This window comes from Pseudomonas sp. fls2-241-TYG-175 (assembly GCF_030209155.1).
In the GTDB taxonomy this organism is placed as follows: Bacteria; Pseudomonadota; Gammaproteobacteria; order Pseudomonadales; family Pseudomonadaceae; genus Aquipseudomonas; species Aquipseudomonas viridiflava.
The window spans coordinates 39,295-52,923 of the sequence record NZ_JARVSO010000001.1 but is presented as its reverse complement, the minus strand read 5'-3'; the positions used below and the strand labels follow the sequence as shown (position 1 = coordinate 52,923).

At 60.6% G+C, this 13,629-nt stretch carries 11 protein-coding genes; 9 read left to right on the top strand and 2 right to left on the bottom strand.

Annotated elements, in window-relative coordinates:
* The first annotated feature begins 22 nt into the window (after positions 1 to 22).
* The 8 genes from tolQ (at position 23) to QRN20_RS00210 (ending at position 10,206) form a co-directional block, all read left to right on the top strand.
* A complete protein-coding gene (tolQ, locus tag QRN20_RS00245; protein ID WP_029244590.1) occupies positions 23 to 721 on the top strand; it encodes a protein TolQ in 699 nt (232 codons plus the stop codon).
* Positions 718 to 1,164, top strand: a complete 447-nt coding sequence (tolR, locus tag QRN20_RS00240) for a protein TolR (protein WP_122605860.1) — start codon at positions 718 to 720, stop codon at positions 1,162 to 1,164. The genes tolQ and tolR overlap by 4 nt, the downstream gene beginning before the upstream one ends.
* Positions 1,161 to 2,153 carry an energy transducer TonB gene (locus tag QRN20_RS00235; protein WP_025993700.1) on the top strand — a complete coding sequence of 331 codons (993 nt, stop codon included), beginning with the start codon at positions 1,161 to 1,163 and terminating at the stop codon, positions 2,151 to 2,153. The genes tolR and QRN20_RS00235 overlap by 4 nt, the downstream gene beginning before the upstream one ends.
* Before the next feature lie 144 nt (positions 2,154 to 2,297).
* Positions 2,298 to 3,539: a multidrug efflux RND transporter periplasmic adaptor subunit MexE gene (gene mexE, locus QRN20_RS00230; RefSeq protein ID WP_058432694.1), complete on the top strand. Its 1,242-nt coding sequence runs from the start codon at positions 2,298 to 2,300 to the stop codon at positions 3,537 to 3,539.
* A 12-nt stretch (positions 3,540 to 3,551) separates the two neighbouring features.
* Complete coding sequence (locus tag QRN20_RS00225) at positions 3,552 to 6,743, top strand: efflux RND transporter permease subunit (protein ID WP_029244586.1); 3,192 nt, start codon at positions 3,552 to 3,554, stop codon at positions 6,741 to 6,743.
* Entirely contained in the window at positions 6,743 to 8,140 is a 1,398-nt protein-coding gene (locus QRN20_RS00220; RefSeq protein ID WP_029244585.1) for an efflux transporter outer membrane subunit, read from the top strand. Before QRN20_RS00225 ends, QRN20_RS00220 begins: the two co-directional genes overlap by 1 nt.
* A gap of 134 nt (positions 8,141 to 8,274) precedes the next feature.
* Positions 8,275 to 9,360 (top strand): tetratricopeptide repeat protein, encoded by a 1,086-nt coding sequence (locus tag QRN20_RS00215; protein WP_162999690.1) that lies wholly within the window; start codon positions 8,275 to 8,277, stop codon positions 9,358 to 9,360.
* A 483-nt stretch (positions 9,361 to 9,843) separates the two neighbouring features.
* Complete coding sequence (locus QRN20_RS00210; RefSeq protein WP_029244583.1) at positions 9,844 to 10,206, top strand: histone-like nucleoid-structuring protein, MvaT/MvaU family; 363 nt, start codon at positions 9,844 to 9,846, stop codon at positions 10,204 to 10,206.
* 488 nt (positions 10,207 to 10,694) lie between these two features.
* Here the strand turns inward: QRN20_RS00210 and QRN20_RS00205 are convergent, their stop codons facing one another.
* A complete protein-coding gene (locus QRN20_RS00205; RefSeq protein ID WP_029244582.1) occupies positions 10,695 to 11,246 on the bottom strand; it encodes a DUF4946 domain-containing protein in 552 nt (183 codons plus the stop codon).
* A 154-nt stretch (positions 11,247 to 11,400) separates the two neighbouring features.
* Here QRN20_RS00205 and gloA point away from each other — a divergent pair, with 154 nt between their 5' ends.
* A complete protein-coding gene (gene gloA, locus QRN20_RS00200; protein ID WP_004879659.1) occupies positions 11,401 to 11,922 on the top strand; it encodes a lactoylglutathione lyase in 522 nt (173 codons plus the stop codon).
* Between the two features lie 64 nt (positions 11,923 to 11,986).
* On the opposite strand, the gene ahpF is transcribed toward gloA, so the two are convergent.
* Complete coding sequence (ahpF, locus tag QRN20_RS00195; protein WP_122605861.1) at positions 11,987 to 13,549, bottom strand: alkyl hydroperoxide reductase subunit F; 1,563 nt, start codon at positions 13,547 to 13,549, stop codon at positions 11,987 to 11,989.
* Between the last annotated feature and the right edge of the window lie 80 nt (positions 13,550 to 13,629).

Genomic DNA, 13,629 nt, shown 5'->3' with positions numbered 1-13,629 from the left:
AACACCACGGAGATACCTGTCGATGCAATCGTCCATGTCCATTGTCAGCTTGATCGAAGGCGCCAGTCCGGTTGCCCAGACCGTCATGTTTATCCTGTTGCTGGCCTCTGCGGTCAGTTGGTTACTGATCTTTCTTCGCAGCTACGATCTGCGGCGCGACAGCGGTGAACTGGCCGATTTCGAGCGACGCTTTCATTCAGGCACCGACCTCAACCAGTTGTACAAGGAACTGCCCGACCAGCCCGGTGGCGCAGGCAAGGTGTTTCGCGATGGCTTCCGCCACTTCTGCCAATTGACCCACGCCAACACCGATCCGATCGTGACCATGGACGCCGTGGGCAGCGCTCTGCGTCTGGCGTTGTCGCGCGAAGGCATGCGCCTGAATCGTCGCCTGGTGATCCTGGCGACTATCAGCTCGGTCAGTCCCTATATCGGCCTGTTCGGCACGGTGTGGGGAATCATGGGTTCGTTTCAGGCACTCGGGGCCACGGCGCAGGCGACGCTCGCCACAGTGGCGCCGTGGATTGCCGAAGCGCTTGTGGCCACCGCAATCGGTCTGTTCACCGCCATTCCTGCAGTGATCGCCTACAACTTCCTGTCGAAAAAGGTCGCCGATTTGCAGACCCGGCTGGCAGACCTGGCCGAAGAGCTGCACACCCTGCTGCTGACCAGCCTGCATGCCCGCAGTCATCTGCACATGGCCTCGAGGGAAAGCGCATGAATCAGAAAGGCTCGTTCCACGCAGTATCACGGGGCAGGATTTCCAGCGAAATGAACGTCGTGCCGTTCATTGATGTGGTGCTGGTGCTACTGGTGATTTTCATGGTCGTCACGCCACTGATGACTCAGGGGGTGCACGTTGACCTGCCGCGCCTCGGCGCGCAGGCGATCGACGCACCGGATCACCCGCCGCTGGTTATCAGCATCGACGCCGAAGGCCTGTATTACCTGAATCGCGGCGAGGACCCGCGTGTCCAGCTGGCGCTGCCCACCGTAGGTCAGCAAGTGCACGATGCGCTCGGCGACCAGGCCAATACCGCCGTGCTGATTCGCGGCGACCGTGCTGTCAGCTACGGGCGGATCATGGAGTTGATGGGCGCCTTGCAGCAGGCCGGTGTGCCCAATGTCGGGTTGATCTCACAAACTCCGGATACCGCGCCATGAAGACCGCTCTGAAACACGCGATGCACACCGCATCCCCACTTCCCGACATGGGCATCTCGTTCACTGCGGCCAGCAATCAATTAGCCGAATCGGGCGTGCGCTGTCGCTTCAACCCTCAAGGTAACGATGGCGCATGGAAAGCCGCGCCTGTCAGCTACCTGACAATCAGGCCCGACCTCAGGCTGGTCGCCCCGCTACGCACGTCACCGGCAAGCGATCCTGTGCCTGCATCGGCACGCGCGGCATTGCTGCTCATCCCTTTGGTGGTGGCCGTGCATTTTCTGGCGGCGTGGCTCGGCAGCACGGCATCTGCCCCCTCGACAGCCGAGCCGGACAGGCAGACGGTGGTAATCCACACCGGACTGGCTGCGGACCCCGCCATTGCGGCCGCTGCGGCAGCAAGCGCTCGCGCTGCAGAGGCGCAACGTCAGCAGGCGGCCGAACAACAGAAACAGGCGGTGGCAGAACAGGCCGCCAGACAACAGGCTCAGCTCGAAGCCAGCCGACTGGCAGAACAGGCTGATATTCAGGCGCGACAGAAACCGCCACGACAACCGTCCAAACCAGCGCCGCACCCAGCCCCCGCTGCGCCCGCCAAAGCCTCAACGCCAGCACCTGCCAGCTCAAACACAGCCCCGGCCGCAACCGAGGCGAAACCTGCGCCGTCGGTACCCGGACCCGCGACCGATGTCGCCGCAACCGCTGGCAAACAGTACCTGCCGCTGACCAAGACTGCTCCCGACTACCCGGCGTCAGCACTTGAAAACGAGCTGGAAGGTGACTGCACGGTGGAGTACGACCTGATGCCCGATGGCACAACGACGGCAGCACGACTGGTCAAGGGGCAGTGCGATGCGTCCCACTTCGGCGCAGCCTCTCTCAAGGCCGCCGCCGGTTTCCGCTACAGCCCGCAAGTTGCCGACGGCCACCCGGTCAAGGTCATCGGCGTGCGCAACACGTTTCGTTACCGGCTGCAGAATGCTCAGTGAGGTTGCGCAGCAGCGTGTGTAGGGCTGGCGGCGAAGATGACGTTCATCATTACGGATGATAGTAACCTTCGATTTATTCGATTCGTTAATAACACCCTGCGCGCAACAGAATCCGCCCATCCTTTACTTTCGGCGGAACTTCCCATGCCCCAGACACTCGCTCATCTGCGCTATCCCCTCACTGCCCTCGCACTGGTCGTGATCAGCGCCTGTGGTCGCGCACCTGAGGCCACTCAGGCCCCCGCAGCCGCCAAGGTCAGCGTCGCCAAGGTGCTGGAACAACCCGTCAACGAGTGGGACGAGTTCACCGGCCGCCTCGAAGCACCGGAAACCGTCGAAGTTCGTCCGCGCGTCTCCGGCCAGATCGATCAGGTGGCCTTCACCGATGGCTCGCTGGTCAAGAAAGGCGACCTGCTGTTCCAGATCGACCCGCGTCCGTTCCAGTCTGAAGTACGCCGCCTCGAAGCCCAGCTGCAGCAAGCGCGGGCCGTGGCCGTACGCAGCGACAACGAAGCCCAGCGCGGCGAGCGTCTGCGCACCAACAATGCCATTTCCGCCGAACTGGCAGACTCGCGCACCACCTCCGCGCAGGAAGCCAAGGCCGGCGTCGCCGCGATTCAGGCGCAACTGGATCTGGCCCGCCTGAACCTCAGCTTCACCCGTGTGACCGCGCCTATTACCGGCCGCGTCAGCCGTGCCGAGATCACTGCCGGCAACATTGTGACGGCCGATGTGACAGCGCTGACCAGCGTGGTCTCCACTGACAAGGTCTACGCCTACTTCGACGCCGACGAGCGTGTATTCCTCAAGTACACCGAACTGGCCCGCAAGGGTCAGCGCGGTCAGACCACCCCGGTTTACCTGGGCCTGTCCAACGAGAACGGCAACCCGCACCTGGGTCAGATGAACTTCGTCGACAACCAGGTCAACCCGCGTACCGGCACCATCCGCGGCCGCGCCGTGTTCGACAACACCGATGGCAGCTTCACCCCCGGTCTTTACGCACGTCTCAAGCTGGTCGGCAGCGGCACCTACTCCGCCGTGCTGATCAACGATGAAGCCGTCGGCACCGACCTGGGCAAGAAGTTCGTGCTGGTGATGGACAAGGACAACAAGCCGGCCTATCGCCCGGTCGAGCTGGGTCCGAAAATCGAAGGCCTGCGCATCGTGCGCAACGGGCTGGGCAAGGACGACACCATCGTCGTCAAAGGCTTGCAGCGTGTACGTCCCGGCCAGCCTGTGGACCCTGAAGTTACGCCGATGGCCAGTGCCGACACCCTCGCCCTGCTCCTCAAGCAACGTCAGGCCCTTGAAGCCAGCAACCCGCAACAGTCGGCGCCCAATGCGACCGCCAAACTCGCCAGCGCCACTGCGCCTCGCGGCTAAGGGACTCGTTCGATGAACTTCTCAAAATTCTTTATCTCGCGGCCGATCTTCGCCGCCGTGTTGTCACTGCTGATCCTGATCGCCGGTGCCATCTCGCTGTTCCAGTTGCCGATCAGTGAATACCCGGAAGTCGTGCCACCTACCGTCGTGGTACGGGCCAACTTCCCGGGCGCCAACCCCAAGGTGATCGGAGAAACCGTGGCCTCGCCACTGGAGCAGGCCATCACCGGCGTCGAGAACATGCTGTACATGTCGTCGCAGGCCACTGCCGACGGCAAGCTGACCCTGACTATCACCTTCGCGCTGGGCACCGACCTGGACAACGCCCAGGTGCAGGTGCAGAACCGCGTGACGCGTACCGAGCCCAAGCTGCCTGAAGAGGTGACGCGGATCGGTATCACAGTGGACAAGGCCTCGCCCGACCTGACCATGGTCGTGCACTTGACCTCGCCGGATAAACGCTACGACATGCTGTACCTGTCCAACTACGCCGTCCTGAACATCAAGGATGAGCTGGCGCGACTGGGCGGCGTGGGCGACGTGCAACTGTTCGGCATGGGCGATTACTCGCTGCGGGTCTGGCTCGATCCGAACAAGACCGCTTCACGCAACCTGACCGCAACCGACGTGGTCAACGCGATCCGCGAACAGAACCGTCAGGTTGCTGCCGGCCAGCTGGGCGCGCCGCCCTCACCCAATGCCACCAGCTTCCAGATGTCGATCAACACGCAGGGCCGTCTGGTCACCGAGGAAGAGTTCGAAAACGTAGTGATCCGCGCCGGTGCCGATGGCGAAATCACGCGCCTTAAAGATGTGGCTCGTGTCGAACTGGGTTCCAACCAGTACGCCCTGCGCTCCTTGCTGAATAACCAGCCCGCCGTGGCATTGCCGATCTTCCAGCGTCCGGGCTCCAACGCAATCGACATCTCCAACGATGTGCGGGCCAAGATGGCCGAGCTGAAAAAAGGCTTCCCCGAGGGGATGGACTACAGCATCGTCTATGACCCGACCATCTTCGTGCGCGGCTCCATCGAGGCGGTGATCCACACCCTGTTCGAAGCACTGATTCTGGTGGTGCTGGTGGTGATCCTGTTCCTGCAAACCTGGCGCGCGTCGATCATTCCGCTGGTCGCGGTGCCGGTCTCGCTGATCGGTACATTCGCAGTAATGCACCTGTTCGGCTTCTCGCTCAACGCGCTGTCATTGTTCGGGCTGGTACTGGCGATCGGTATCGTGGTGGACGACGCCATTGTGGTGGTGGAGAACGTCGAGCGTAACATCGAGCTGGGGCTCGAACCGGTCGCAGCGACACATAAAGCCATGGCCGAAGTGACCGGGCCGATCATCGCCACGGCACTGGTGCTCTGTGCGGTGTTCGTACCTGCCGCGTTCATTTCCGGGCTTACCGGGCAGTTCTATAAACAGTTCGCGCTGACCATCGCCATCTCGACCGTGATCTCGGCGTTCAACTCGCTGACCCTGTCGCCTGCGCTGGCCGCGGTGCTGCTCAAGGCTCACGATGCGCCGAAGGACCGCTTCTCGCGCTTCCTCGACAGGATGCTGGGTGGCTGGCTGTTCCGTCCGTTCAACCGCTTCTTCGAGAGAGCCAGCCATGGCTACGTCGGCACGGTTGCACGTGTGATTCGCAGCAGCGGCATCGCCCTGCTGGTGTACGCAGGCCTGATGGTGCTGACCTGGATGGGATTCTCCAGCACACCTACCGGTTTCGTGCCCAGCCAGGACAAGCAGTACCTGGTCGCCTTCGCCCAGTTGCCGGATGCGGCCAGCCTGGACCGGACCGAAGAAGTCATCAAGCGCATGTCTGACCTGGCCCTGAAACAGCCAGGCGTGGAAAACGCGATTGCTTTCCCGGGCCTGTCGATCAACGGCTTCACCAACAGCCCGAACAACGGCGTGGTGTTCGTCGCACTCAAGCCTTTTGATGAACGCACAGACCCGAGCCAGTCGGCCAATGCCATCGCCGGCGCGTTGAACGGCCAGTTCGCTTCAATTCAGGAAGCCTACATGGCGATCTTCCCGCCACCTCCGGTGCAGGGTCTGGGTACCATCGGCGGCTTCCGCCTGCAGATCGAAGACCGGGGCAATCTGGGTTACGACGAGCTGTACAAGGAAACCCAGAACATCATCGCCAAGAGCCGCAGCGTGCCTGAGCTGGCCGGTCTGTTCACCAGCTACACCGTGAACGTGCCGCAGGTCGATGCGTCCATCGACCGCGAAAAGGCCAAGACCCACGGCGTGGCGATCAGCGATATCTTCGACACCCTGCAGGTCTACCTGGGCTCGCTGTATGCCAACGACTTCAACCGCTTCGGTCGTACCTATCAGGTCAACGTTCAGGCTGAACAACAGTTCCGTCAGGATGCCGACCAGATCGGTCAGCTCAAGGTGCGCAACAACCTGGGCGAAATGATCCCGCTGGCGACCTTCGTCAAGGTCACCGACACCGCAGGTCCCGACCGCGTGATGCACTACAACGGCTTCATCACGGCCGAGATCAACGGCGCTGCCGGACCGGGCTACAGCTCCGGCCAGGCCCAGGCGGCCGTCGAGAAGCTGCTGAAGGAAGAACTGCCCAATGGCATGGTCTACGAATGGACCGACCTGACCTATCAGCAGATTCTGTCGGGCAACACTGCGCTGTTCGTCTTCCCGCTCTGCGTACTGCTGGCGTTCCTGGTACTGGCCGCCCAATACGAAAGCTGGAGCCTGCCGCTGGCGGTGATCCTGATCGTGCCAATGACGCTGCTGTCGGCGATCGCCGGGGTAATGATTGCCGGTAGCGACAACAACATCTTCACCCAGATCGGCCTGATCGTACTGGTGGGACTTGCCTGCAAGAACGCGATCCTGATCGTCGAGTTCGCCAAGGACAAACAGGAAGAAGGCATGAGCCCGCTGGATGCGGTGCTGGAAGCCTGCCGCCTGCGTCTGCGCCCGATCCTGATGACCTCTTTCGCCTTCATCATGGGTGTCGTACCGCTGGTGCTGTCCAGTGGCGCCGGTGCCGAAATGCGTCATGCCATGGGTGTAGCGGTGTTCTCCGGGATGCTCGGCGTCACCTTCTTCGGCCTGCTGCTGACCCCCGTGTTCTATGTGCTGATCCGTAACTTCGTCGAGCGTCAGGAGGCCCGCAAGGCCGCACGGGCGCAGAAACTGCAAACACTGCCTGCGGAGATGCATTGATGAGCGCGCTTAAACTCTTCGTTCCGAGCCTGCTGGTTCTGGCGCTGGCGGCCTGTGCCGTCGGCCCGGACTACAAGGCGCCTGAGACCGCACCGGCGAAACTCGCCGCTGCCGCCCAGGGCAACTACGACCGGACCAAGGCCGATGCCTTGTGGTGGAAGCAGTTCGACGATCCGACCCTCGACAAACTGGTCACTCAGTCACTCAATGGCAACCGGGATCTGCGCGTCGCGTTTGCCCGCCTGAAAGCGGCACGCGCCATTCGCGACGACGTGGCCAACGACGCCATGCCGGTGGTGACCAGCCGGGCCAGCAGCGATCTGGGCAAGGGTCAGCAGCCTGGCGTGACTGACCGACGCGTCAACACCGAGCGTTATGACCTGGGTCTGGACATGGCCTGGGAGCTGGACCTGTTCGGACGTATTCAGCGCCAGCTGGAAGCCAGCGACGCCGATGAAGCGGCCGCACAGGCCAACCTCTATCAACTGCAAGTCACGCTGATCGCCGAGGTGGTCGACGCCTACGGGCAGTTGCGTGGCGCACAGTTACGCGAAGCCATTGCTCGGGACAACCTGAAAAACCAGCAGGATTCTCAGGGCGTCACCACGCAGTTGCGCGACGCCGGTGTCGGCAATGAACTGGATGTGGTGCGCGCCGATGCACGACTCGCTGCCGTTGAGGCGACAGTGCCGCAACTGCAGGCCGAACAGAATCGTCAGCGCAACCGCATCGCCACCTTGCTGGGTGAGCGGCCGGAAAACCTGAGCGTGGACCTGAGCCCGACCAAATTGCCAGCCATCGCCAAGGCGCTGCCGATTGGCGATCCGACCCAGGTGCTGCGCAATCGTCCGGATGTGCTGGCTGCGGAACGCCAGCTGGCGGCTTCGACCGCACGCATCGGCGTGGCAACCGCTGACCTGTTCCCTCGGGTCAGCCTGAGCGGATTCCTCGGTTTTACCGCAGGACGCGGCTCGCAGATCGGCTCGTCAGCGGCCAAAGCCTGGACGCTCGGTCCGAGCATCACCTGGGCAGCCTTTGATCTGGGCAGTGTTCGGGCGCAGATCCGCAGCGCCAATGCCGATGCCGAAGGGGCGCTGGCCAACTACGAGCAACAGGTTCTGCTTGCACTGGAGGAGTCGGAAAATGCGTTCAGCGATTACGACAAGCGCCAGCAGCGACTGCTGTCTCTGATCCGCCAGAGCGAATCCAGCCGTGCCGCAGCCCGTCTGGCCAACGTTCAGTATCGTGAAGGAACGGCTGATTTCCTCGTTCTGCTGGACGCCGAGCGCGAACGTCTGGCTGCCGAAGACTCCCAGGCTCAGGCCGAGATCGAGCTGTATCGCGGGATCGTCGCCATCTACAAGGCATTGGGTGGTGGCTGGCAGCCTCAGGCCTGACCGCCACATCCGGGTCTGCCATGCCCCGCCTCTTTCAGAGGCGGGGCATTTTTTTGCCCGTTCGAGTACCCTCGCCGTTTGACACTGACCAGCGACTCCACGAAGCTGCAAGCCGCCAAGCAATGGATATCGGTATGCCCGGCTCATCTCCCCAATCCGTCAAACGCCGTCGCTTGATCAGCGGCGTGATCGCTGTACTCGCCGTATTGCTCGTCGCCGCGCTGTTCTGGGGATGGCGCAATGTGCCCACGCAAAGCACGCCTGCCAATCTGGCCCACACCTATACACAGGCACTGAAGCAGGCACATGAGGGTAAGCCTGGCGCGGCGCGCGTGCTGTATCAGCAACTGGCGCGCACGGACCTTTCCGATGCGCACCGGGTCAGCCTTCTTGCCGAACTGAGTAATTACCCTAGTCCGCAAGCTCTGAAGCTGATTGACGCCAGCCTCAAGGACGAGTCGGTCGAGGTACGCCAGGCGGCCATCGCCACCAGCGTCAAGCTGGTATCCAGCAGTCAGCGCAGTCTGTTGCTGGGTCCGATGCTGGATGACAAGGAGCAATCGGTCAGATTCAGCGCGACCAGCGCGCTGCTGGGCCTGTCACCCGACGACCTGGGGCTGTATTTCGCCGTGCTGCAGCAGAGCGCCGAGGCATTCCAGGAAGCCCTCGAAAGCCAGCCCGCAACCGTGGACAACCAGTTGCAACTCGCCAGGCTCTACCTGCAGACCGGCGATCTCGAACCTGCACTCAAAGCCTTGCAACGTGCCACTGCTCTGGATCCCCAGAACATCGAGGCTGCGCTGGCCCACATCGAGCTGCTGGACAAGAAAGGCCAGGCCGAGAAAGCGCGCAGCCTGTTCGCCGGACTGCTGGAGCACCATCCCGACTCGGCGCTGCTGCAACATGCGCTGGGCATGTGGCTGGTGGACCATGGGCAAGGTGAGTTCGCGTTGCTCAGCCTGGCCAAGGCGTCGGAGCTTGCACCACAGAACAACGACTACCGCTACGACCTGGCTGTCGCGCTGCATGACCTGGATCAGCTTGAAGCAGCCCAGAAACAACTGGTGCAGATCGTTCAGAACGATCCGGCGAACCGTCGGGCACGGGTTCTGCTGATCCAGTACTGGAAGGAAAATGGCCAGTTGCAGAACGTACAGATCCTGCTGGCGGAGCTGGAACAACTGAACCCTGACGACCCCGCCCTGCAGCAGGGGCTGTAGGCCAAAGGGCTGAGCGGCATCCGGCAAATGGCCATGCCGTTCGCCGCTCCAGCCCTTTTGCAGCGGTGCTTTCAGACAATTCCCACACATGTATGGAGAACTCGTATTTGTCTGTCAGACATTTCGTATGTCCTGCCGCGCCAGCGATTCGTCCGCCAGTTTCAGACGACAGCTATTATCAGAAATAACTTACACATCGCTTCCCCGGATAACACACGGCTCGCCCACGACAAACAACTGCTGCGCACAGTTGGTTCTTGTCAATTTCAACAAGACTATTTTCTAACTCAAAAAAAAGGTGCATTATTTGTCCGCTACACAGTTGTAACTACCCTCTATCTGCGTAACGGCAAGCCAGGAAGGCTTATTTTTTGCGGATAACGCGGGTAAGGGGCAGTGACCGTACGAGCGGATCAGCCAAACAGTTTTGTCTTATCGCTTTATTGGGCTGGCAACAGCCATGACATTGTCGGAGTGTGTTATTTGTCCAGACTTGCCGAGTTTCGAGCAGCAGAAAAAGCCCTTCAGGAGCAGCTGGCACAGCTGGAAGCCCTGAAGAATGACGCCGGCCTGAAGAAGGAGATTGAATTCGAGCAAAAGCTCCAGGAACTGATGGGTAGCTACGGTAAAAGCCTGCGCGACATCATTGCCATCCTGGACCCGGGCAGCTCTACCTCACTGGTTGCACCCGCCGGCCCCAAGCGCCGCCGCGCACGCGTCGTCAAGGTTTATCAGAACCCGCATACCGGTGAACTGATCGAAACCAAGGGCGGCAATCACCGGGGCCTTAAAGCCTGGAAAGAGCAATACGGTGTCGATACTGTTGATTCATGGCTTCGCGCCTGATCACAACTATGCACCCGGAAGCCCTGCACTCGCAGGGCTTTTTATTAGCGGTAAAGGCAGGGCCGGCTTATTGTCAGTCGTCTGTATCAGTATCGCGCTGGCGTGCAGCAGACTTGTCACCCCACCGAAGCGTCCCCCCCCAAACAACACTGACTGAACTGACCCGTACATATATGAACGTCCGGCATCACCGCAAACAAAATAATGACGCCAATATTTCAGCTGGCGCTCATACGATTCAGCTCACAGTTATAACTTGAAAGTTTCGAGTCATTGTTCAGCCAACAGTCAGCTTTGTAGCGGCACAGTAGTTAATTAACGCCAAACGTTTGCGGCACTCGAAAAGCGGTGCGTGTGCGTCAGGCGACGAACGTGAAAGAGGTTCACAGATTTTTCACATGCCCTGTTCCATAGTGAAGGCCGCTAAAGGAATAGCGCCCCATGCCCGCCTCGGCGGGCTTCTTTTTGCCTGCAGAAAAGTCCTCCCCTCAAGGCTCCCCATCCAGACGCAGGCTTTCCCGAATCTGCAATGCCTCATCCTTGTTGGCCGCGTAACCCTCTGCCGACCCGGCATACGACAACGACCATGCCTTTTCCTTGTTGGCCGCCGCTACCAGCGTCTGCGTGAGCACGTGTACGCCGTTCTGGGTGACCGTGCAGGTAGTCTCCAGCGCTGGGACGACGCTGAGCTTTGAATCGCGTACGTGAGTACAGACGCTCTGAAAACCGCTTTTGGCGAAATTCACCTGGACCGCCTTGCGCATTTCCAGCAAAACGCCCTGCACATTGACTTCATGCCCGGGCGCCAGACGTGTCTGGGTCAGCTCCATGACCATCAGCGGATTACCCGACTGATCGTTTTTGACGGCACGCTGTCTGACCTGCACGGAAGGTTGAGAGGGAGCGTCCGCCGCTGCCGGCAAAGACTCCACCTCCCAGCCTGCGGGCCAGATGATCATCACGTCGGCGGCTTGCACAGGTGCACTGCATGCCAGCAGGCACAGGCTCAAGAGCGAAAATCGGCATTGCGGGAAAATCATGGTGGTCATGGCCATCGGAATGATTGACCGGAAAGTCTGAGCCTGTCGCCAGCGACTCGCAAGGGGCCAGGGTCTTTTATCCCGGCAGGCGTTTGGCACAGGCCGCCCCGCTCCGTATCATCTGGCACCATTAATACCCATGTTGGAGACACTCATGAGCCTGCAAGACCTCAATTCCATTCCAGGCGTGACCGCCGAACCCGAAGCCGCTACACAGCAGTTCGTGTTCAACCACACCATGCTGCGTGTCAAAGACATCACTGCGTCGCTGGATTTCTACACCCGCGTGCTGGGCTTCAGCCTGGTCGAGAAGCGCGACTTCCCGGAAGCCGAGTTCAGCCTCTACTTTCTGGCACTGACCGACAAAAAGGCGATTCCGGCCGATGATGCCGCTCGTAACGAGTGGATGAAGTCGATTCCAGGCATCCTGGAACTGACCCACAACCACGGCACCGAGAATGACCCCTCGGCCGTTTATCACGACGGCAACAGCGACCCGCGCGGCTTTGGCCACATCTGCGTGTCGGTTCCGGACGTAGTCGCTGCCTGCGAACGCTTCGAGAAGCTGAACGTGAAGTTCCAAAAGCGTCTGTCCGATGGCCGCATGAACAGCCTGGCGTTCATCAAGGACCCGGATGGCTACTGGGTCGAGATCATTCAGCCAACGCCGCTGTAACCCTGCGCCAGAAACGAAAAAACCCCATGATCGCTCATGGGGTTTTTTATTAAGCAGCGGCCTGTCAGGCTGGCGCGGACGTACGGATCAGGTGGTCAAAGGCACTCAGCGAAGCCTTGGCACCCTCGCCCAGAGCAATGATGATCTGCTTGTACGGTGCCACAGTCACGTCACCGGCAGCGAAAACGCCGGGTATCGAAGTCTCACCGCGCGAATCGACCACGATCTCGCCACGCGGCGACAGCTCGATGGAGCCCTTGAGCCATTCGCTGTTAGGCAGCAGGCCGATCTGCACGAAGATACCTTCCAGCGGCACGGTGATTTCTTCACCAGTCACGCGGTTCTTGTAACGCAGGCCGTTGACCTTCTGCTCGTCACCGGTCACTTCAGTGGTTTGCGCACTGGTGATGACGGTCACGTTCGGCAGACTGTGCAGCTTGCGCTGCAGAACCGCGTCAGCACGCAACTGCACGTCGAACTCCAGCAGGGTCACGTGAGAAACGATGCCCGCCAGGTCGATGGCCGCTTCAACGCCGGAGTTACCGCCGCCGATCACTGCAACGCGCTTGCCCTTGAACAGCGGACCGTCACAGTGCGGGCAGTACGCCACGCCCTTGTTGCGGTATTGCTGCTCGCCCGGAACATTCATCTCCCTCCAGCGTGCGCCGGTGGCGAGAATCACGGTCTTGGCCTTAAGGCTCGCGCCGCTGGCGAACTTCACTTCGTGCAACTCACCGGCTGCGCCTGGAATCAGCCTGTCGGCGCGCTGCAGGTTCATGATGTCGACTTCGTACTGCTTGACGTGCTCTTCGAGCGCTACAGCCAGCTTCGGGCCTTCGGTGTGCTGGACCGAGATGAAGTTCTCGATGGCCATGGTGTCGAGCACCTGACCACCGAAACGCTCTGCGGCAACACCGGTACGAATGCCTTTACGTGCAGCATAAACAGCAGCTGCCGAACCGGCAGGGCCACCGCCAACCACGAGAACGTCGAACGCCTCTTTGGCATTGAGTTTCTCGGCCTGACGAGCCCCTGCACCGGTGTCGATTTTGGCCAGAATTTCTTCCAGGCCCATGCGGCCCTGACCAAACAGCTCGCCGTTCAGGTAGATGCTTGGCACCGACATGATCTTGCGATCGGTAACTTCGTCCTGGAACAGCGCGCCGTCGATTGCGACGTGCTTGATGTTCGGGTTCAGCACTGCCATCAGGTTCAGCGCCTGGACAACGTCCGGGCAGTTCTGGCAGGACTGCGAGAAATAGGTTTCGAACTTGAATTCGCCTTGAAGATTGCGAACCTGCTCGATGGTTTCCGCACTGACCTTGGGTGGGTAGCCGCCGACTTGCAGCAGCGCCAGGACCAGCGAGGTGAATTCGTGACCCATTGGGATACCAGCGAAACGCAGGCTGATATTGTGGCCAGGGCTGTTCAGCGAAAACGATGGCGTGCGCGCATGGGTGCCGCTGTCATTCAAGGTGACGTCTTTGGAAACACTGATCACATCGTTGAGCAGTGCAAGCATTTCCTGAGACTTCGCGCCGTCATCAAGGGACGCGACGATCTCGATGGGGCGAGTGACCCGCTCCAGGTAAGATTTCAACTGGGCTTTAAGATTGGCGTCCAACATGTTGCGGCTTCCTTTGACAAAATTTTCAGAGAGTAGAAATAACAACGCCCAGGCGGTGACCGCCCGGGCGTTTTTTGGGG